The sequence below is a fragment of the Desulfonatronum sp. SC1 genome, assembly GCF_003046795.1.
In the GTDB taxonomy this organism is placed as follows: domain Bacteria; phylum Desulfobacterota; class Desulfovibrionia; order Desulfovibrionales; family Desulfonatronaceae; genus Desulfonatronum.
This window is the reverse complement of the sequence record NZ_PZKN01000004.1, coordinates 83,559-102,244: the sequence shown is the minus strand read 5'-3', so window position 1 is coordinate 102,244 and position 18,686 is coordinate 83,559. Positions and strand designations below refer to the sequence as shown.

The 18,686-nt window shown below is 57.6% G+C and carries 19 protein-coding genes; 13 read left to right on the top strand and 6 right to left on the bottom strand.

Features of this window, described 5'->3' with window-relative positions:
- Positions 1–41: 41 nt before the first annotated feature.
- From C6366_RS19205 to C6366_RS03495, 3 genes are all read right to left on the bottom strand, one after another.
- Positions 42–449: a hypothetical protein gene (locus C6366_RS19205; RefSeq protein ID WP_146164759.1), complete on the bottom strand. Its 408-nt coding sequence runs from the start codon at positions 447–449 to the stop codon at positions 42–44.
- A complete protein-coding gene (locus C6366_RS19200; protein WP_146164758.1) occupies positions 442–864 on the bottom strand; it encodes a hypothetical protein in 423 nt (140 codons plus the stop codon). The genes C6366_RS19205 and C6366_RS19200 overlap by 8 nt, the downstream gene beginning before the upstream one ends.
- A gap of 257 nt (positions 865–1,121) precedes the next feature.
- Positions 1,122–1,730 carry a DUF4145 domain-containing protein gene (locus tag C6366_RS03495; RefSeq protein WP_107735955.1) on the bottom strand — a complete coding sequence of 203 codons (609 nt, stop codon included), beginning with the start codon at positions 1,728–1,730 and terminating at the stop codon, positions 1,122–1,124.
- Positions 1,731–2,651: 921 nt separating this feature from the next.
- Here C6366_RS03495 and C6366_RS03490 point away from each other — a divergent pair.
- The 6 genes from C6366_RS03490 (at position 2,652) to C6366_RS03470 (ending at position 8,166) form a co-directional block, all read left to right on the top strand.
- Positions 2,652–3,839 (top strand): integron integrase, encoded by a 1,188-nt coding sequence (locus C6366_RS03490; RefSeq protein ID WP_107735954.1) that lies wholly within the window; start codon positions 2,652–2,654, stop codon positions 3,837–3,839.
- Between the two features lie 71 nt (positions 3,840–3,910).
- Entirely contained in the window at positions 3,911–4,084 is a 174-nt protein-coding gene (locus C6366_RS19510) for a hypothetical protein (RefSeq protein WP_158269626.1), read from the top strand.
- A 226-nt stretch (positions 4,085–4,310) separates the two neighbouring features.
- A complete protein-coding gene (locus tag C6366_RS03485; RefSeq protein ID WP_031388242.1) occupies positions 4,311–5,597 on the top strand; it encodes an ATP-binding protein in 1,287 nt (428 codons plus the stop codon).
- A gap of 57 nt (positions 5,598–5,654) precedes the next feature.
- Entirely contained in the window at positions 5,655–5,939 is a 285-nt protein-coding gene (locus C6366_RS03480; protein WP_158269625.1) for a Uma2 family endonuclease, read from the top strand.
- Positions 5,940–5,949: 10 nt separating this feature from the next.
- Complete coding sequence (gene thrC / locus C6366_RS03475; protein ID WP_199221415.1) at positions 5,950–7,413, top strand: threonine synthase; 1,464 nt, start codon at positions 5,950–5,952, stop codon at positions 7,411–7,413.
- A gap of 3 nt (positions 7,414–7,416) precedes the next feature.
- Positions 7,417–8,166 (top strand): TlyA family RNA methyltransferase, encoded by a 750-nt coding sequence (locus tag C6366_RS03470; protein WP_107735952.1) that lies wholly within the window; start codon positions 7,417–7,419, stop codon positions 8,164–8,166.
- 94 nt (positions 8,167–8,260) lie between these two features.
- On the opposite strand, the gene C6366_RS20585 is transcribed toward C6366_RS03470, so the two are convergent.
- The gene (locus tag C6366_RS20585; RefSeq protein WP_306460419.1) at positions 8,261–8,974 is read right to left on the bottom strand and encodes a RidA family protein; all 714 of its coding nucleotides are present in this window, start codon (positions 8,972–8,974) and stop codon (positions 8,261–8,263) included.
- Between the two features lie 204 nt (positions 8,975–9,178).
- Between C6366_RS20585 and C6366_RS03460 the strand changes: the two genes are divergently transcribed.
- Positions 9,179–9,472, top strand: coding sequence for a hypothetical protein (locus C6366_RS03460; protein ID WP_107735951.1), 294 nt, complete (start codon positions 9,179–9,181; stop codon positions 9,470–9,472).
- 164 nt (positions 9,473–9,636) lie between these two features.
- On the opposite strand, the gene C6366_RS03455 is transcribed toward C6366_RS03460, so the two are convergent.
- On the bottom strand, positions 9,637–11,037 hold the full coding sequence (locus tag C6366_RS03455; RefSeq protein WP_107735950.1) for a hypothetical protein: 1,401 nt from the start codon (positions 11,035–11,037) through the stop codon (positions 9,637–9,639).
- Between the two features lie 103 nt (positions 11,038–11,140).
- On the opposite strand from C6366_RS03455, the gene pgm reads away from it, so the two are divergent.
- The 4 genes from pgm to C6366_RS03435 all read left to right on the top strand — a co-directional run bounded on the left by pgm (position 11,141) and on the right by C6366_RS03435 (position 16,227).
- Entirely contained in the window at positions 11,141–12,793 is a 1,653-nt protein-coding gene (gene pgm / locus C6366_RS03450) for a phosphoglucomutase (alpha-D-glucose-1,6-bisphosphate-dependent) (RefSeq protein ID WP_107735949.1), read from the top strand.
- The gene (locus C6366_RS03445) at positions 12,794–14,434 is read left to right on the top strand and encodes a radical SAM protein (protein WP_199221414.1); all 1,641 of its coding nucleotides are present in this window, start codon (positions 12,794–12,796) and stop codon (positions 14,432–14,434) included.
- Between the two features lie 171 nt (positions 14,435–14,605).
- A complete protein-coding gene (locus tag C6366_RS03440) occupies positions 14,606–15,169 on the top strand; it encodes a chemotaxis protein CheD (RefSeq protein ID WP_107735948.1) in 564 nt (187 codons plus the stop codon).
- Positions 15,166–16,227, top strand: a complete 1,062-nt coding sequence (locus tag C6366_RS03435) for a chemotaxis response regulator protein-glutamate methylesterase (protein ID WP_107735947.1) — start codon at positions 15,166–15,168, stop codon at positions 16,225–16,227. Before C6366_RS03440 ends, C6366_RS03435 begins: the two co-directional genes overlap by 4 nt.
- On the opposite strand, the gene C6366_RS03430 is transcribed toward C6366_RS03435, so the two are convergent.
- The gene (locus C6366_RS03430; RefSeq protein ID WP_107735946.1) at positions 16,181–16,834 is read right to left on the bottom strand and encodes a class IV adenylate cyclase; all 654 of its coding nucleotides are present in this window, start codon (positions 16,832–16,834) and stop codon (positions 16,181–16,183) included. The two genes, C6366_RS03435 and C6366_RS03430, sit on opposite strands and share 47 nt — an antisense overlap.
- Positions 16,835–16,905: 71 nt before the next feature.
- Between C6366_RS03430 and C6366_RS03425 the strand changes: the two genes are divergently transcribed.
- Positions 16,906–18,258, top strand: coding sequence for a tetratricopeptide repeat protein (locus C6366_RS03425; RefSeq protein WP_107735945.1), 1,353 nt, complete (start codon positions 16,906–16,908; stop codon positions 18,256–18,258).
- Between the two features lie 113 nt (positions 18,259–18,371).
- Positions 18,372–18,686, top strand: coding sequence for an ATP-dependent Clp protease adapter ClpS (clpS, locus tag C6366_RS03420; RefSeq protein ID WP_107735944.1), 315 nt, complete (start codon positions 18,372–18,374; stop codon positions 18,684–18,686).

Below are 18,686 nucleotides of genomic sequence, written 5' to 3'. Positions count from 1 at the left end.
TCACAGGCGCGAGTTTACGAGCGTCCTTGTGAATGTCGATGTTAGGTGGTTATGGCGCGATTAACAACTTTGCTCACACCTTTAACTCTTCTATTTAGGTCTTTTGCATCAATAGCTAATATCCTTGCTTCAGGAAGAGTGAAGGTGTTTCCTGCTTCTTTTTTTGGATATAAACACATGTTTCTATCGATTGACGCTATAATTATAGAAACCCTCTTAACACCATGCTCAATTCCCACTCGCTTTGATGCAGCGAGAAACTGGTTGATTTTAGCCATGTGACTCATGGAGTATGTTACACCAACATGAGAACACACAGCCCCTCCCAGTGACTCGAAGGCGTGATAGGAATAAAATGCAGATGCTTCTTGATGTGCCTGCTCTGCTAATTTCGCTGATGCATCAATAGACCTTTCAGCAACTCTCAAGTAAGCGTCTTTTTCATCCATAATGCAAATGCTCTGAATAACTGGTTATGCCATTATGACGTATTGCTCTATATAAACCTGTATCAAATTCCATTTGCTCTTTCCAAAATGATTTCTTGATTGGAAATATTCTTGGAAGGTACAATGTCTCAACGTAAAAATCCTCAAGAACCTCTGACATTGTTACTATAGCTCGGTACTCGCTTCTAAAACTGCCGCTTACTAAAAGATTTACTCCTTCATCGGCAGAACTATATTTCCAGCCCCTTCCAAAAGGAAGTGCAACGACATCCTTAATAATTGAAATGTCGGTCAATTTTGAATGAAGTTCTTTATCCATGTAAGTGAGGTTGTCTTTGGCAATTTTCCTAATCGAATCAGGTAATCGATCTCTATGAATATCAAATTTAGAGAATTCTGATGGTGGAGCATACATGTCTAATTATTCCTCACCTAACGGGCCGGGGCTGACCGGCTTCGGCCTGTTCTGGAGCAAGCTCGCTTGCGGAAGGACAGGCCGAAGTCCGGTCCAGTCGGTTGTTCTCGACGCGGCATCCGCGGCGAGGGCAACCGACTGGACGCAGTCAGCACCGGCCCGTTCCCGCGACGCGGATGCGTCGCGGGAACGCCTAGCTCACCGGAATAATGCTAGCGCAGCGAGTATTTTGTCCGGTGTAGCTATTTGTTATGCATTTACTCAGCTTCATCGGGGTTTGGCACCATGCTTGGAAACTCGTAGATGAACCGAAGAAGCATCTCTGTGAAGGCAACTAATTCCTTTGCATCAGTTTCTTGCATTACTGCAATTTCGTGCGTTGCCTCATTACCTTTTTTTCGAATGTGATCAACCCAATGTTTTCCGTTAGGAGGTGTATACCCTTTGCCAGATAAATAATTGACATACTCGATAAAACGTAGTCCCTCGTTTGCGCCTTGCTCGACAGCAATATTCATTAGCATTTTCCTGCAAAGTAAAACCGCAGCCGTAAAGCAACTTTGACTAGTGCACTTCCTTGCTTCTTCATAAAGTGAATTCAGAACTTCCGGTACATTGTTGACGGAGTTACCAAGCGATGGGGAGGGGAAACGGCCGCTATACTCCGAAAAAAAGGTTGGCCCTTGGCAATTAGGGCAAATGTAAATTCCCCCGACTTGCTGGCCACTAGCATCTTGATGTTGACCCAGTTTGTAACCGCGGTCAGAAGAAACACGGTGACTACAGTAACCGCAAACATAAGTTAGGTTTTCTATGGCCTGGAGCTGTTTCCATCCACGTTGTTTTGGATCAAAAAATGGTCGCATGTTCTTCCTTTACCTTGCATAACGGGCCGGGGCTGACCGGCTTCGGCCTGTGCTGGAGCAAGCTCGCTTGCGGAAGGACAGGCCGAAGTCTGGTCCAGCCGGTTGTTATCGACGCGGCTTCCGCGGCGAGGGCAAACGGATGGACGCAGTCAGCCCCGGCCTGTTCCCGCGACGCGGAAGCGTCGCGGGAACAGTGTTATTATGCGGAACTCACAAAAATCCGCCCCCCAAAATTCCAGGCCTTAACACCTGCTGATTTGGCAAGCACTTTTTGAAAAAATGGTCATCATTTGCCATGTTATTTCAATGTGTTAAAAAATGCCTGTCTAATTCTTCTTGACTCCGAGGTCAGCTTTATGCTTTGTGCTGAAGTTAGCTTTATGCGGCAGCCATATAATCACCACAAGGACGGGGCATAAAGCCAACCTTGGAGGAAATGATGGATGAAACCGTGATCACTTTTGACGACTGGGAGAAGGTCTTGAAGGCCAGTGTCCCACCGGAGCGTTATCACGCATAGTGGGAAGGCATCGTCAAATTCCGGTACTGGCTTAGCAGTCCGTTGAAAAACTCCCAATTGCTGCGTCGCCGCAAAAAGTTCAAACTCTCACGTATGAATAAATACGCTTCGACCTTGATTCGATTGCCAGGACGGCAAGTCGAAAATGTGGCGAAGCCACAGCCCGCAGGGGCCGGACACAGGACGTGTCCGGATAGCTTTTTTTGCTCCTTGCACTTGGGGTTTTTGAACGGACTGCCGGATAAGGACTTTTTCAACACTCAGTTAGGGAAATCGATAACGTACCAAATGCTGAAGCCATTAAACGACATTTGGAGTGGAAGCAATCGTATCTGGCTCCTGATCGTTTCGCGGTCCGTCGAGAGGCGCTGCGCTGGTATTACCAGGAAGGGCGCAAGCGAATGAAACAGGAAAAGGTGCCATCGCCGGGGAAAACAGAACCCGGCGATGATGATCGAGGCTCGAGAACAAACCCTCCTCTCAAGAAAGAAAAGAGCCCGACCCTGCCGCCCCCCTCAGGGAATCAGCTTCCGGAAACCGTCCGGAAGATCGGCGATTACCGCGTATACTCCATGAACGACGTGCCCACGGACGGAGCCCGGGATCTGGGCGGGCCGGAGTGGGAGCGGGCTCTGGTCCGACGAATCCGGGAAAAGAACCTGGCGTGGAACAGCGAGAAAACATATCGGTCATGGTGCAGGCGGTTCATGTCGTCCGTCAGCGACAAGCAGCTTTCCGAGCTGGATCATCGTGATGTTCGCGACTGGTTGTCCGATCTGGCGGTCAAGGAGCGGGTGGCGGTCGCGACGCAGGCCCAGGCGTTGAATGCCGTGGTTTTCTTTTTTCGGGAAGTCCTGGAGCGCGACCCTGGGGATTTCAGCGATTTTTCGCGGGCACGGCGCGGGCGGAAGGTGCCCACGGTCTTGTCGTCGGTGGAGTGCATGCGGCTTTTCGATGCCATGGACGGGACCAACCGCCTGATGGCGGAATTGATGTACGCGGCGGGGTTGCGGTTGACCGAGCTGTTGCGGCTGCGGGTGAAGGACGTTGATCTGGAACGCCTCCAGCTTTCGGTGCAATTTGGCAAGGGGAGCAAGAGCAGGTACACGATGATTCCCCCACAGCTCGTGGAACCGCTGCGAGCGCATCGCGAGCGGTTGCGAGTCCTGCACGATAAAGACCGTGAAGCCGGTCTGCCCGGCGTGGAACTGCCAGGAGCGCTGGAGCGCAAATGGCCCAAGTCAGGTGAGAAATTTACCTGGTTCTGGTTTTGGCCCTCGCGTAATCTTATGCGGGACCATCGCAACGGTATCATCCGTCGGCACCATGTGCTGGATGCGACGTTTCAGAAAGCGATCCGGCTGGCCGCGGAGAAAGCACGGATCGACAAGCGCGTGACGCCCCACACGCTGCGCCACAGCTTTGCCACGCATCTTCTGGCCAGCGGAACGGGCATCCGGGATCTTCAAGACCTGCTGGGCCATGCGGACATTTCGACGACCCAAATCTACCTGCACACAGCACAGCACACGGGCATCGGGATCAAAAGTCCGTATGAACTTGTCGCGGGTCTTGCAAGTTCGGGATGATGAACTGGAACGCACGGCCAAACTCAGCTTGATTCTGCATGCCATGAGCCGTCAAATAAGGAGCAAACAGCATGGGCCAACCCCAACCCATATCCCCATTAACAGCCCGGGACTATCTCGCCTGGGAAGTGGAGCAGGCGGGCAAGCATGAATATTATTACGGCGAAGTCTTTGCCAAGAAAAATAAACCTGGCACCATTCTCACTATGAACGGGGATCTTTCCGCAAAGACAAAGATAACCTGAAGGCATGATCGTTGATGGGGGAAGCAGCTTTCCGAGCAGCCAGCCGCCAAATTTCCGCTGCCGCCCAATGTGCTGAACCGCGGAACATTCTCTCCGCGCCGCATTTATCCGAATGATTCAGAGCCCAGAGCAAACCCGGCGAGCGTGTCAACGCCATGTGACCACTTATGTCCTTGACAGAAAGCATGCAATCTTTCATTTTTGTCCTTCCAGAAAAGGATGAAACGTGAAACAGCTTTTCAAGAAAATCATCACGGACTTTCAGGAGTCGAAAATCAAGCCGACTGTTCCCCGGGACATGAAAATCCCCCTGGAGTCCGGAAAGGTCGTTTCCCTGGTCGGGGTCAGGCGCAGCGGCAAGACTTCACTCCTGTACCAGATTATTGAGTCCTTGCGGGAACAGGTTGATCCAACCAGCATCGTGTACGTGAATTTCGAGGACGACCGGCTTTTTCCGCTGGAACTGCCGCATCTGGACGCCCTCGTGGAAGCTTATTACGAGATTTATCCATACAATAGGGACCACAAGGTCTGGCTTTTCCTGGATGAGATCCAGAATGTCCGGAATTGGGAACTTTTTGTGCGCCGCATTTACGATACCATGAACCTGGAAATCTTCATCACGGGCTCATCCTCCAAGCTGCTGGGCGCTGACCTTTCCACTGCTTTGCGGGGCCGGACCATCACCTACGAGGTCTTTCCCTTCTCGTTCAAGGAGTATCTGCGCGCCCGAGGCATTGAGATCACCCCGCATTCGTCCAGATCATCAAGCTTTGCGGCCAATGCCTTTGAGGACTACATCCTCCACGGGGGCTTTGCCGAGACCATTGCCGCCACGTCGGACGTCAGGACGCGGACCCTGTCGGACTACGCGGACCTGATCATCTACAAGGACATTGTGGAGCGCCACGGCATCAAGAACCTCGCCCTGATGAAGCACCTCGTCAAATACTGCTTGACGAACATGGCCACCAGCGCCAGCATGAACAGGCTTTTCAATGATTTTAAATCCCAGGGCTTCAAGGTCGGCAAGGACACGCTGTTCGAGTATTTTTCCTACCTGAGTGACGCGTATGCCGTGTTCAGCGTGCCGGTATTCAGGAATTCCGTGCGGGAAGAGCAGCGCAACCCGAAAAAAATCTATGCCGTGGACAACGGGTTCAAGTCCATCTTTGATGCCTCTCTGTCCCCGGATTACGGGAGGCTCTACGAGAATGCGACGTTTCTGCACCTGCGTCGCCATACCAGGGAGGTGTACTACTTTCTTCAGCAGCAGGAAGTGGATTTTTATTGCCGGATCCAGGGCCGTCGGGTCATTGCCAATGTCTGCCTCGACCTGCACGCCCCGGATACGCGCAAAAGAGAGCTGAACGGCCTTGCCGAAGCCCTGGCATACTTCGACTCCGACCAGGGATGGCTGCTGACCAGGAGCCACGAAGAAACCGTGATCCATGACGGCAGAACCATCACCATCCTTCCCTTGTGGAAATGGCTGGTGGAGGGTGAGGTTTGAAGATGGGAAGGCGGCCTAGCATCGACCCGGCGAACACTTCCAGCGCCGGATATGACCATGATTATCGGGAAGGTGCTTTCGCCTTCCACCGAAGCCTCTGGCCGGGGGGAGAAGTTTGCCACGTATCGCCTGATTTCATCCTTGCGGGAATATGTGCTGATCGATCCGGAGCGTTTGGCCGTGGAGGTTTATCGGCGTACGGTTGAGGGCGTCTGGACCTTGCGCGATGTGCCGACTGAAAAGCCGTTGCATTTGGACAGTTTGAAGCTGGAGATCGCCTGGCAGCGGGTGTTCCGGAACGTGGCGGAGGAGGGGGAGTGTTTTTCAACAATCAAACCATAGAGCCGATATCATGAACACAATGCTCGATCAGTTTCCGTCCCGTCGGGGGCGGATGGAATATGTTTGTCTGGGCTGCGGGGCCCGGCTGGATATTGATGAATTGTATTACACCTGCCCGGAGTGCAGCGAGGTTTTGCTGCTGGAAGACCTGGACTTCGACGAACTGCGGCAAACGAAGCCCGGGCAGTGGCGGGAGACCTTTGATTTGCGGGCCGCCACCAGGCGTCCGGAACTCAAGGGCATCTTTCGGTTCTACGAACTGATGGCCCCGGTGCTGGAGCCCGAGGACATCATCTGGCTGGGGGACGGCAATACGCCGATCATTCCCGCGTCTCCGGCCCTGGCCAAGCATGTGGGCCAGGAGCTGGCCTTCAAGAACGACGGGCAGAATCCCAGCGCTTCCTTCAAGGACCGGGGCATGGCCTGCGCCTTCAGCTATCTCAAGGCCCTGATCCGGCGGCATGGCTGGGACCAGGTGCTCACGGTCTGCGCCTCCACCGGGGACACTTCCGCGGCCGCGGCCCTGTACGCCGCCTATGTTGGCGGGGCCGTGAAGAGCGTGGTCCTGCTGCCCCAGGGCAAGGTCACCCCGCAGCAATTGGCCCAGCCCCTGGGCAGCGGGGCCGTGGTCCTGGAGCTGCCCGGCGTGTTCGACGACTGCATGAAGGTGGTGGAGCATCTGGCCGAGAACTACCGGGTGGCCCTGCTCAATTCCAAGAACGCCTGGCGTATCCTGGGCCAGGAGTCCTATGCCTTTGAGGTGGCCCAGCATTACGGCTGGGACGTGGCGGACAAGGCGGTGTTCGTGCCCATCGGCAACGCGGGCAACGTCACGGCGATCATGAGCGGTTTTCTGAAGCTGCGGAGTCTGGGCATCATCGAGAAGTTGCCCCGGATTTTCGGAGTCCAGTCGGCTCACGCCGACCCGGTATTTCGGTATTATCACGAATCTGATCCGGCCAGGCGGGCGTATCATCCCGTGACCGTCCGGGCCAGCGTGGCCCAGGCGGCGATGATCGGCAATCCGGTCTCCTTTCCCCGTGTGCGCCACCTGGTGGACCGGTACGAGCAGGCCGGCGGGCCGGGACTGTTCCATGTGGTCCAGGTGGAGGAACAGGCCGTGATCGAGGGCATGCTCTTGGCCAACCGCCACGGCCACATTGCCTGCACCCAGGGCGGGGAATGTCTGGCCGGGCTGTTGCGGGCCCGGGAGCTGGGCCTGATGCAAGCCGGGGAAACTGCGGTGCTGGACGCCACGGCCCACGCCCTGAAGTTCATCGGGTTCCAGGAAATGTACTTCGAGAACAGCTTCCCGCCGGAATACGGGATTACGCCCAAAGAGGAACTGATGAACGCGCCGCGACGGGTTCTGTCCCCGGAGGTCAAGGCCGAACTTCCGGCCCAGGAGTTCACGGTCCAGGCGGCCCAGGCCGTGGCGGGCGTGCTCGGCTTGCAGGTCAGGGAGCGAGGGTAGGCTTTGCCGGCCAAGGTTCGGGCCGACCAGGTCCTGGTGGAGCAGGGCCTGGTCGAAAGCCGGGAACAGGCCAAGCGGCTGATCATGGCCGGGCGCGTGACCTTGGTGCATGGCGGTTCAACCCGGCCAGTGGACAAGCCGGGACATGCGTTGCCCTTGGACGCGGAACTGCGCATTGCTCCAGGGGAGCGGTTCGTCAGCCGGGGAGGAGAGAAGCTGCTTACGGCCCTGGAAACCTTTGACCTGAATGTTTCCGGGCTGGTCGCCCTGGACGTGGGCGCGTCCACCGGCGGATTCACGGATTGCCTCCTGCAGCACGGCGCGGCCAAGGTCTACGCCGTGGACGTGGGGCGGGGTCAACTCCACTGGAAGCTGCGCCAGGATCCCCGGGTGGTCAATCTGGAAGGGGTGAACTTTCGCCATGCCGGGCCGGATCTGCTGCCCGGGCCCGTGGATCTGATCGTCGCGGACTGCTCTTTCATTTCGCTGCGGCTGATCCTGCCCGCCTGCCTGCAATTCCGCAAACCGACCACGGAAATCATCGCCCTGATCAAGCCTCAGTTCGAAGCCGGACCCGGGGCCGGGACCAAGGGCGTGATCCGCGACCCGGAGGTCCGGGAAAGGGTGGTCGCGGGTGTCCGCTCCCATGCCGAAGAGGTGTTGGGACTGACCTGCCTGGGGATCGTCCCGTCCGGGATTCTGGGACCCAAGGGCAACCAGGAATACCTGGCTCGCTTCGGATCGCGACGGTGAGCGCCGGGTGCGTGGGAATCGGCCTGGGGCTCACGCGAAGCTGCGAAGCTTTCTGAACCTAAGCGTCTTCGCGCCTTTGCGTGAGCCGAATACGCTACTCCTGTATTTCCGCGATCAACTCGATCTCCACCAAGGCGTCCAGGGGCAGTTTGGCCACCTGGAACGTGGACCGGGCCGGATGGTCGGAGGTGAAGAATTCGCCGTAAACTCCGTTCATCGCGGCGAAGTCGTTCATGTCCTTGAGCAGGACCGTGGCCTTGACCACTTGCTCCAGGTCGGAGCCGGCCGCTTTCAGCACGGCCCGGGCGTTGGTCAGCACCTGTCGGGTCTGCTCCGCGATGCCGCCGGGCACGAACTGCATGGTTTGCGGGTCCAGGGGCAGTTGGCCGGAGAGAAAGAGCAGGTTGCCGGTGCGCACGGCCTGGGAATAGGGGCCGATGGCTTTGGGCGCGTCGGGAGTGGCGATGCAGTGCTTCATGTGGGGCTCCTCGAAGGTTTCGGAAGATGGTTTGGTTGCGGGGATCAGAGCGGGCGATAAATCGGTTCGGACGGCCGGGAGTGGATCGCGATTGCGGACGTGGTCTCTCCAGGAATTCAGCGGAGCGCAACATCCCTTGCCCTGGAGCAGGGCCTTTCGTGACGCCCCGCCGCTGACGGGATCCTGCATCAAGCGACAATTATAGCGAACATTCTCCACATCCCAGACAATTTCCGGACAACGCGGCAGATAGCCGTGCTTGCGATGGGATTCCATGCATTGGTCCGTGAGACAACACCAGCCGCACCCGACGCAGGGTTTAGTCGGCATGGAAAACGCTCCCCCGGACGTTGATCGTCGTGATGATCCCGAGTGGACAATGCCGGGAGGAGGCAGGGCTGTTGCTGGTGGACACGATGCGGCTCTCAAAATGAGTGTTGTGAGGGACTGAAGTGTTGAGTATGCGCCTGTTTCGTGAAAACATCCAGCACCCAAACAACATAACCGGTTCACGCCGAAAAAGGAGTCGCCTCGATGGATCAGCAGGAAATCGTTCGCGTTTTTGAGGAATTTTTTGAGAAGTACAAGAAAACCGAAGGGGATCGGAGTTCCTGGTCCGCGCACTGGACCGAGCAAATGCCCTCCGGGGCCTCGGTGGAGGTGAACATGACCAAGTGTCCCAAGGGAACAACGTTCAAGGTCTTTAAGAACGGTTCCAAGCTGGGAGAGATCAGTGGGTGGGATGCGTTTTTTGCGGAGATGGAGCGGATGGTCGGAGAAGACTGGGACCCGGAGACGTTTTTCGGCTCCATGCGTGATTTTTCGTGAACAGGTTGCTTAGCTGATTGCTGAAAAAGACCTTTGTCGGCAGTCCGTTCAAAAACCCCAAGTGCAAGGAGCAATAAAAGCTCAAGGTCGAAGCGTATTTACTGATACGTGAGAGTTTGAACTTTTTGCAACGACGCAGCAATTGGGAGTTTATCAACGGACTGTCAGACCAGCACGTCCCGTTCCTCGGGAAGTAAGGCCAGGGCTAGTTGCATTTCCTGCTCGAAGCGGTTCTGGACCGCGGAGCGCACGGCCTGGGTGGAGCCGGTGAATCGGGTTTTCCGCTCGCTGTAGATGGCCTGGATCAGGTCGCTCTCCCGAGGAGGGCCGTTGGCGGAAACGTTATCCAGGGCGCGTTGGAAGATGTTTGCGGCTCCGTTGACGCCGTGCTGCACCGCCGTGCTCCAGAGTACTTCGCGCAGGGCCGGGGAAGCCTGGTTCGGATCGATGCCGGTGCGGCGATTTATCAGGTTGGCCGCGGGATCGTAGTAAGTTTTCTGGGTGAAGGCGTGCTGCAACCCGGCGAACCGTTCCGGGTTTTCGCGGTGGATTCGCTTCCATTCCGCGGGCATGGCTCCGGTGCGGCCTTTGGTGTTGGCTGGCCCCGCCTCACGTAGCCGCTTTGCCCATTGAGGGGCCTCGGAGTCCAGGAACTTGAGAAAGGCGTCCATCCCGCCCATCCTGGAGGACAACTGGTATGTCCCGTAGCAGGTGCCGCCCCGGCGATCATAGCCGATGGCGTTCGGGCGATTGGCGGACTCGAACCGGGCCGCCAGAATCCCGGGCTGGGACTGTGAAATGCTTTCCTCCGTTGGGACGGCATCCAACGTTCCTGTACGCCCGGCATGCAGTCGCTCGGTCGGTGTCGCGTGGCCGGGGTGGGCCGGGCCCAAATCCCTGCGTGTTGAATGGTCAATTTTTTGGCGCAAGCCATCCGCTGAATACTGGGGCGTATAAGCGGAAATGGCCCGGCGCAGGGTGGACGGGTTCGCGAGCGACGGCTTGGGGGAAGAGGGCGGTTGCTCCACCGCGGACTGGATCAGAGCGACCAGGGCCGCCGGGGAGCCGATCAGGGAACTTGCCGCGGGGGTTTGCGTGGAGCCGGTGACGTGGTTGATCAACTGGGAGAGGGGATCAGGGCCGCCAGTTCCTGGAGCGCCGGTTCCGTTCAGCATTGGGGCGAGAGAGTTCAGCACGGTCTTTTGCAGTGATTCCGGAATGTGTTCCGAGACTGTTTTCGAGATCGACTCCGGGAGTATTCCCGGGAGTTTTCCCGCAGGTGCTTCCGGGGCGGCATGTGTCGAGGCGTCTTTTCGGCTCATGTGCGACAAGGGAGATTGGCCCATCAAAAGTTGCGTTGTTGGGTCGGCGGATGGTCCACCCTTCTGTTGGGGAAGGTCACCTATGGATTGAATGGCCGAGGCGTTCAAGGACATCTTGAGCATCTCGGCCAAAAAGTCGGCGTTCTGACGCTGCTCCGATCCCGGCGATTGCCCTGAGAGCGGGGACGGGGTGTGCTGTTGGCCGGGGAAGAGCAAAGGCGGCCAGGGTTGATTGACGATCATCTCCTCATCCTTGGTTGTGAAATGTTCCCTGAAGTTCTACAAAAATCGGGCCAGCCGTTGTTGGCGTCGTCTTTTTTCCCTTTTAATAATTCCAGGAGGCTCCATGCCCGTTCATCCTTTGGCCGGAAAAATCGCTCCTCAAAACATGCTCCCTAATATTCCCCGCGCCCTTTCCCGGTACTACACTCTGGAGCCGGACCCGAGTCGTGCCGAGGAACGAGTGGCCTTCGGCACCTCGGGACATCGCGGCGTGGCCGAGGCGTGCTCCTTCAACGAGGCGCACATCCTGGCCGTGGCGCAGGCGGTCTGTGAGTACCGGGCCGGGGCCGGAATAACCGGGCCGCTGTTTCTGGGCATGGACACCCACGCCCTGTCCGAGGCGGCTCTGGCCACGGCCCTGGAGGTGTTCGCGGCCAACGACGTTCAGGTCATGATTCAGAAAGGGTTGGGCTACACTCCCACCCCGGTGATTTCCCACGCGATTTTGACCTTCAATCGGGACCATGCCGGAATTCGGGCCGACGGGGTGGTGATCACGCCCAGCCATAATCCTCCGGAACATGGCGGATTCAAATACAATCCGTCCCACGGCGGCCCGGCGGACACGGACGTGACCAAGGTCGTGGAGAATCGGGCCAACGAACTGCTGGAGCAGAATCTGCGCGGCGTGAAGCGCGTGTCCCTTGCGCGGGCTTTGGCCGCAAAGACCGTCCAGGAATATGATTATATCGCGCCGTATATCGCGGACCTGGCCAATGTGGTGGACATGGAAGCCATTGCCCGGGCCAAGCCTCGACTGGGCGTGGATCCCATGGGCGGTTCGGGGATCGCCTTCTGGGCGCCCCTGGCCGAGCGCTATGGCCTGGACCTGACCGTGGTGAACACGGACCTGGACCCGCGCTTCGCCTTCATGCCCCTGGACAAGGACGGGGTGATCCGCATGGATTGCTCTTCTCCCTATGCCATGGCCAGGCTGCTGGACCAAAAGGACCGCTTCGACCTCTGCTTCGGCAACGACCCGGATTATGACCGCCACGGCATCGTCACCCCGGCGGGGTTGATGAATCCGAACCACTATTTGGCCGCGGCCGCGGCCTATCTCTTCGCCCATCGTCCGCAATGGAGCCCCAAGGCGCGAGTGGGCAAGACCGTGGTTACCAGCTCCATGTTGGACCGGGTGGCCGCATCCATGGGCCGGGAGGTGCACGAAGTCCCCGTGGGCTTCAAATGGTTCGTGCCGGGCTTGCTGGACGGCAGCCTGGGGCTGGGCTGCGAGGAAAGCGCCGGAGCGTCGTTTTTGCGAAAGGACGGCACGGTCTGGACCACGGACAAGGATGGGCTGGTCATGGATCTCCTGGCCGCGGAAATGCTGGCCGTGACCGGTAAGACGCCTCAGGAGTTGTACGACGAACTGGCGGACAATCTGGGTCGTCCGGTCTATGAGCGGCGTTCGGCCCCGGCGGATCTGGCCCGGAAAAAAGCCTTCAAATCCATGACTCCGGAAATGGTCCGGGCGGACACCCTGGCCGGAGAGCCGATCACGGCCGTGCTGACCAACGCCCCGGGCAACGATGCCTCCATCGGAGGGCTGAAGGTGGTCGCGGCCAACGGCTGGTTCGCGGCCCGGCCGTCGGGAACCGAGGACATCTACAAGATCTACATCGAAAGCTTCCGCGACCAGGCCCACCTGGAGCAATTGGCGGAAGAGGCCCAGGCCCTGGTGGACGCCGCGTTCCAGGCGGCCGGGGCGATCTGATTGCCTTCCATCCTTTTCATCCACCCCCCGGTGGCCAAAGCTTGCGAACCGCCGGGAGGCATTGCCGCGTTGGTCGGAACCCTGGAGCGGGCCGGGGTGGAGTGCGGAGTTCTGGATCTGAATCTGGAAGGGCTGGAGGGACTGATGCGCGGCGAGGTGGCTGGGGAGGACCCCTGGACCCGGCGGGCCGTGCGCCACCGGGACCGGAACCTCGACGCGATCCGCCGTAAGGAGACCTATGACTCGCCGGATCGCTACTCGCGGGTGGTCGCGGATCTGAATCGCCTTGTGGAGCGATCCGTTCCGGACGTTCCAGGCTCGGGCATCCGGATTTCCCTGGCCAACTATCAGGATGATCGGCTGGCTCCCACGCGAACCCGGGATCTGCTCCGGGCCGCGGAAATACCGGAAGCCAATCCCTTTATACCGGTTCTCGCGCCCCGGCTGATCCGGACCATGGAGACGTTTCAGCCCGATGCCGTGGGTATTTCCCTGAACTACCTGAGTCAGGCCCTGTGCGCCTTCGCCTTGATCGGATTCATCCGTCGCCGCTGGCCGGATACGGCGATTCTTTTGGGCGGTGGGCTGGTCACCTCGTGGGCCGGGAGACTGGCCAAAGCAGATGGACGACTGACGGGTTGTGAGCTGAAGCCGGCGAGCGACTCTGTGGCCGGGGCGACCTCGGAATTCACCTTAAAGGGCACCTTGGGTACTCTGGGTGCTCTTTTCTCCGGACTGGTGGATGCGGTGATTTCCGGGCCTGGGGAAGCCCCGCTGCTTCAATGGCTCGACAAGGCCGCACTCGGGAAGGTTCCATCCGGACTCCCAAAATATGGTCTTTTTCCCTTGAAGAATTATTTCGCGCCGGGGCTGATTCTGCCCTATGCCGCTTCCCGAGGGTGCTACTGGAACCGATGCGCCTTTTGCCCGGAACCGGCGGAGGGCAACCGGTACGCCCCAGTGGGTCGTGGCCGGGTGGTGGGTGACCTGCGGACCTTAGCCGAAGGACATCGGCCCGTGCTGCTGCATCTGGTGGACAACGCCCTGAGCCCGGCCCTGCTGGACGAACTGATCCGCACTCCGCCAGGGCCTCCCTGGTATGGGTTTGTCCGCTTTTTCCCGCGTCTCGCGGACCCGGAGTACTGCCGCGCCCTGCGTCGGGCCGGTTGCGTGATGCTCAAGCTGGGGCTGGAGTCCGGCAGTCAGGCCGTCCTGGACCGGGAAAACAAGGGCGTGAACCTGGACTTGGCCGAGCGGGTTCTGGAAAACTTGCGCTTGGCCGGGATCGCCCGCTACGTTTATCTGCTCTTCGGTACGCCCTCTGAGTCCGAGTACGAGGCACGGGCTACGTTGAAATTCACCGTCCGGAACAGCCACGCCATCAGCTTTCTGAATCTGGCCTTGTTCAATCTGCCGTTGGCCGGACGGGGACGAGCCGGATTGGAGGTTTTGCCCTACGATGACGACCTTTCCCTGTATGCCGGCTTTCGGCATCCCAAAGGCTGGGATCGGCATTTGGTGCGCCGATTTCTGGATCGGGAATTCCGGCGCCACCCTGCCGTGGCCGCGATTCTGCGCCGCGACCCTCCCGTGTTCACCTCCAACCACGCCCCTTTTTTTGGGGATTGTTCGGATACGTGAACCGATCCTGGGCTTGCCGATGCGAAGGGTATTTTTTTTGCGAATTGATAGCCTTGAAAAAGTCGGGTAGCTTTGAGGTGCGCCGCGATGTTTCTTGCCGTATCCACCTTGCGGTGATGTCGGTGTAGCGAGTATCCTTCCGCGCATGAGGGGAAGGGCAAGGTACAATATATGACGGATTTTTCGAACTATCCGGTTTTTCATCTCCATATCGGTGAATGCTTCCTGTCCAAGGATCCGACGCTGGTCTGCACGGTACTGGGCTCCTGCGTCGCGGTATCCTTTTATCAGCCAGCCATTCGCCTGGGTGGCATTTTTCACGCCCTGCTGCCGGATTCAGCGGAGCACAACGACGAGCATATCGCCAAGCAACCCTGTCGGTTCGTGAACCATTCCATCCAGAACATCCTGTCGGCGGTGGAACGCCATGGAGGGCGACGCAAGGACATTCAGATCAAGGTCTTCGGCGGCGCGGAACTGTTTGGGTTCACCGGAGGTAAAAGTTCCTCCGCGGGCAGCGTCGGTCGCAAGAACGTCCAAATGGCGATCATGGAATTGGAGCGGGCCGGGTTGCGCGTTTTGGCCTCGGATGTCGGCGGCCCCGTGGGGCGAAAATTGTATTTCTTGAGTCACACGGGCGAGGTGTGGATCAAGCGGATCAAACGGTCAGTTTTTCCGGATGATCGAGCAGTCTGCTCCCGTTCAACGATCCAGCAAAACGAGTTAAAGCGATGAAACAAAAAATCAAGGTGCTGATTGTGGACGATTCCGCCTTGGTTCGGCAGGCGCTGATCGAACTGCTTGCCTCGGATCCGGGCATCGAGGTGGTCGGGGCCGCCGGGGACCCGTACGCCGCGGTGGAACGGATGAAAGAGATCGTTCCGGATGTGATCACTCTGGACGTGGAAATGCCGCGTATGGACGGGCTGACTTTTCTGCGCAAGATTATGGCCCAACATCCGATCCCGGTGATCATCTGCTCTACGCTGACCGAACAGGGTGCTGAGACCACCCTCAAGGCTTTGGAATACGGGGCCGTGGAGATTATCCAGAAGCCCAAGATCGGAACCAAGAAGTTTTTCGAGGAGTCCCGGATCAGGATTTGCGACGCGGTGAAAGCCGCGGCCAGCGCTAAGTTGCGGGTGTACACGCCGGTCATTGTCAAACCCAAGCTGACCGCGGACGCCGTGATTCCCCTGAGCCAACAGCCCAAGGCCATGGTCAAGACCACGGAAAAGGTCGTGGTGGTGGGAGCGTCCACTGGTGGAACCGAGGCCTTGCGCATCCTTCTCGAGGCCTTGCCCATGGATTGCCCGGCCATCGCCGTGGTCCAGCACATGCCGGAGAATTTCACCGCGGCCTTTTCCAAGCGCCTGGACGGGATCTGCCGGGTCACGGTCCGGGAGGCCCAGGACGGCGACACCATGCTCCGCGGACAAGCCTTGATCGCGCCTGGAAACAGGCACATGCTGCTCAAGCGCAGCGGGGCAAAATATTATGTGGAAATCAAGGACGGGCCGTTGGTTTCCCGGCACAGGCCCTCGGTGGACGTGCTGTTCCGCTCCGCGGCCCGGTATGCCGGGGCCAACGCGGTGGGCGTGATCATGACCGGGATGGGGGATGACGGGGCCAAGGGCATGCGCGAATTGTTCGACGCCGGGGCTCATACCGTGGCCCAGGACGAGCAGACCAGTATCGTGTTCGGGATGCCCAACGAGGCCATCAAGCTGGGCGGAGTGCGCAAGGTCATGCCCCTGGGAAGTCTGGCCGGAGAAATACAGCGTATGGGGTAGGGTCATTGCCGGCCTCCCGCATCGCGGCCTTGGCGGCGGTGCGTTGCGTCTCGGAAAAAAGAAACCTATCCTGTTCCGAAACGCCCAGGGCCTGACAGTGGTCCTTGTACAGTTGAACATAGTTCCCGGTTGACGGCTCCAGCTTGTCCAGGCCGAGTCGACGGGCGGTGAGCTCTATGGACTCCGGCGTCCCCTCAAGCTCCACGACTTGGGTGAAGGGCAACGTATCCAGGCAGATGGTACATGATTGCCACTGCCATGTCGCCCGGATCTTCTCATATCGAAATACGATGACATACCCCAACATCTCCAGAATTATTCGCATCGATTTCGGGTCGTCGACCTTTGTCTCCAGTTCTTCAAGCACCTTGAATCGTGCTTCAAAGGCTTGTGAGGCATCCGGCTTCTTTTTCGCCGTCAGCGTTGCCCCGTCCGCTTGCCGCAATCGAAGCAGGGTGTTCGCGGCCCGAAGTCGCCGGTCCGGAGTGTCGAACAGCCAATTTTCCTCGAAATGGTTGGCGCAAAACGTCGCCCTCGCATCCACGAGTCGCTCGCAGACGCTTTGCAGGTTCGGATTTAAGTATTTTACTTCAATTTCAAGGGGCATGCGTTGATCCTTTGTTCAGCGACCGCGTCGCTTGGCGCTGGTTGAGCGTTTGTCTTTCAAGGAGGTTCTCGATGTATGAGAATCAGCTGGCCGCGGTTCAGCTACTCAAGAAATACGAGGTGGTGATCAAGGATTTTGTTCTGGATCAGCGTGGGTATTGTCTTGTTTTTACCGATGATACCATTGCGGTGAAAATTCTGCGCAATACATTTTCCAGCCACCTTCAGTTGAAGGACTGCATGCGGTTCGCGCTGCGCGAGGAGGAATTGCTTAAAGACACCCGCCGGATCATCGACATCAAGGGCAAGCCGCTTTTTTTTATAGAGCGCGTCGTCAACAGCCGCAGCAACAATCAGTTGATCAAGTTTTTGAAGGTTACGTATCCGGAATCCCATATCATCCTGATGACCACGGAAGCAGATCGTAATCTTTTGGTTTATTTGCACGAGATTGGGGCCGACAATTTTATTGTCAAGCCGGTTTCCGTGAATACGCTGGTCGAGAAGATCGCTCTGACCATCCGCCCCCAAGGACAGTTGCCCAAACTGGTGGGGCAGGGCAAGGACCTGATTCAAAAGGGAGACTATGACAAAGCCCTGGAAGTGGTGGAAAAGATTCTGGAGATCAAGCCTAACAGTTCCGCGGCCCTGATGATCCGGGGAGACGCCTTTCTTCGGCAGGGGCGGGACGACGAAGCCCTGCAAGCTTATCTCCAAGCGGCCCAGCATGCCAAGATGTATTTGGAGCCGTTAAAAAAGATCGTTGATTATTTTCGGGAAAAGAACGACGTTGGGGCTCAACTGGAATATCTGGAAAAGCTGGAACGCCTCAGCCCGATGAACATGGACCGCAAGATCGAGATCGGCGAACTGCACTTGGACCAGGGGAATACGGAGGAAGCCGATACGTACTTCAAGGAGGCCGTGAAGATTTCCAACAAGCAGGCCAAGGATATGATCGATCACGTCAAACTGACCGTGGCCGAGGCCTGCATGAAAAAGGACGCGTCTCTGGCCGAAAAGTATTTTCGTGAGATTTTGGAAGGTAAGTCCACCTTGACCCAGTCCGACGTCCATGTTTTCAACAGGCTGGGCATCGCCTTGCGCAAGCAGGGCAAGTGGGAGCAGGCCGTCAAGGAATTCAAGAAGGTGCTCAACGTGGCCTCCGACGCGGAGATCGTTCACTACAACATCGGCATGGCCTACATGGAAGGCGGCCGATTCTGGGACGCCCACGATGCGTTTGAGAAGGCGATGAAGATTAGCAAAATCAATATGTTCTCCAACGATATCACCGCGTTCAATATTGGGGTGGCCATGCAGCAAGTTCGGAAAAAGCAAGAGGCCCTGGAATTGTACCTCCGGGTCAAGGATCTGAATCCGGACTTTCCCGGAATTGACAAGCGTATCGCGGATGTTAGTTAGGAAACGAGGTAGCCCAAAGGAATCCGGAATATCCTGTTCCGTTCGCGGCGAATGACGGCGGGTTCTCGGATTCTCTTTTTTATCGAATGGATCGTTGAATAAAGGATGAACCGTTGAACGTGGAAATTTCCGATCCCCGGATCGAGGGAGACATTGAGGTTGATGACCTTCTGGAGCAACCGAAGCGATACAAGGTCTTGTTGCACAATGACGATTACACGACCATGGAATTCGTCGTGCATGTTCTGAAGGTGATCTTTGGAAAGAATGAGAACGAGGCCGCCGCGATCATGCTTAAGGTGCATCAGGATGGCGTGGGACTCTGCGGCGTTTACACCGCGGAAATCGCCGAGGCCAAGGTGGCTTTGGTTCGGCACATGGCCAGAAAGAATGGTTTTCCACTGAAATGTACCATGGAAGAGGAATAG

What these genes read in the sequence shown, in the direction of transcription:
- C6366_RS19205 (WP_146164759.1), bottom strand. Translation starts at nt 449, where the DNA reads ATGGATGAAAAAGACGCTTACTTGAGAGTTGCTGAAAGGTCTATTGAT.
- C6366_RS19200 (WP_146164758.1), bottom strand. Translation starts at nt 864, where the DNA reads ATGTATGCTCCACCATCAGAATTCTCTAAATTTGATATTCATAGAGAT.
- C6366_RS03495 (WP_107735955.1), bottom strand. Translation starts at nt 1,730, where the DNA reads ATGCGACCATTTTTTGATCCAAAACAACGTGGATGGAAACAGCTCCAG.
- C6366_RS03490 (WP_107735954.1), top strand. Translation starts at nt 2,652, where the DNA reads ATGAAACAGGAAAAGGTGCCATCGCCGGGGAAAACAGAACCCGGCGAT.
- C6366_RS19510 (WP_158269626.1), top strand. Translation starts at nt 3,911, where the DNA reads ATGGGCCAACCCCAACCCATATCCCCATTAACAGCCCGGGACTATCTC.
- C6366_RS03480 (WP_158269625.1), top strand. Translation starts at nt 5,655, where the DNA reads ATGATTATCGGGAAGGTGCTTTCGCCTTCCACCGAAGCCTCTGGCCGG.
- thrC (WP_199221415.1), top strand. Translation starts at nt 5,950, where the DNA reads ATGAACACAATGCTCGATCAGTTTCCGTCCCGTCGGGGGCGGATGGAA.
- C6366_RS20585 (WP_306460419.1), bottom strand. Translation starts at nt 8,974, where the DNA reads ATGCCGACTAAACCCTGCGTCGGGTGCGGCTGGTGTTGTCTCACGGAC.
- C6366_RS03460 (WP_107735951.1), top strand. Translation starts at nt 9,179, where the DNA reads ATGGATCAGCAGGAAATCGTTCGCGTTTTTGAGGAATTTTTTGAGAAG.
- C6366_RS03455 (WP_107735950.1), bottom strand. Translation starts at nt 11,037, where the DNA reads ATGATCGTCAATCAACCCTGGCCGCCTTTGCTCTTCCCCGGCCAACAG.
- pgm (WP_107735949.1), top strand. Translation starts at nt 11,141, where the DNA reads ATGCCCGTTCATCCTTTGGCCGGAAAAATCGCTCCTCAAAACATGCTC.
- C6366_RS03440 (WP_107735948.1), top strand. Translation starts at nt 14,606, where the DNA reads ATGACGGATTTTTCGAACTATCCGGTTTTTCATCTCCATATCGGTGAA.
- C6366_RS03435 (WP_107735947.1), top strand. Translation starts at nt 15,166, where the DNA reads ATGAAACAAAAAATCAAGGTGCTGATTGTGGACGATTCCGCCTTGGTT.
- C6366_RS03430 (WP_107735946.1), bottom strand. Translation starts at nt 16,834, where the DNA reads ATGCCCCTTGAAATTGAAGTAAAATACTTAAATCCGAACCTGCAAAGC.
- C6366_RS03425 (WP_107735945.1), top strand. Translation starts at nt 16,906, where the DNA reads ATGTATGAGAATCAGCTGGCCGCGGTTCAGCTACTCAAGAAATACGAG.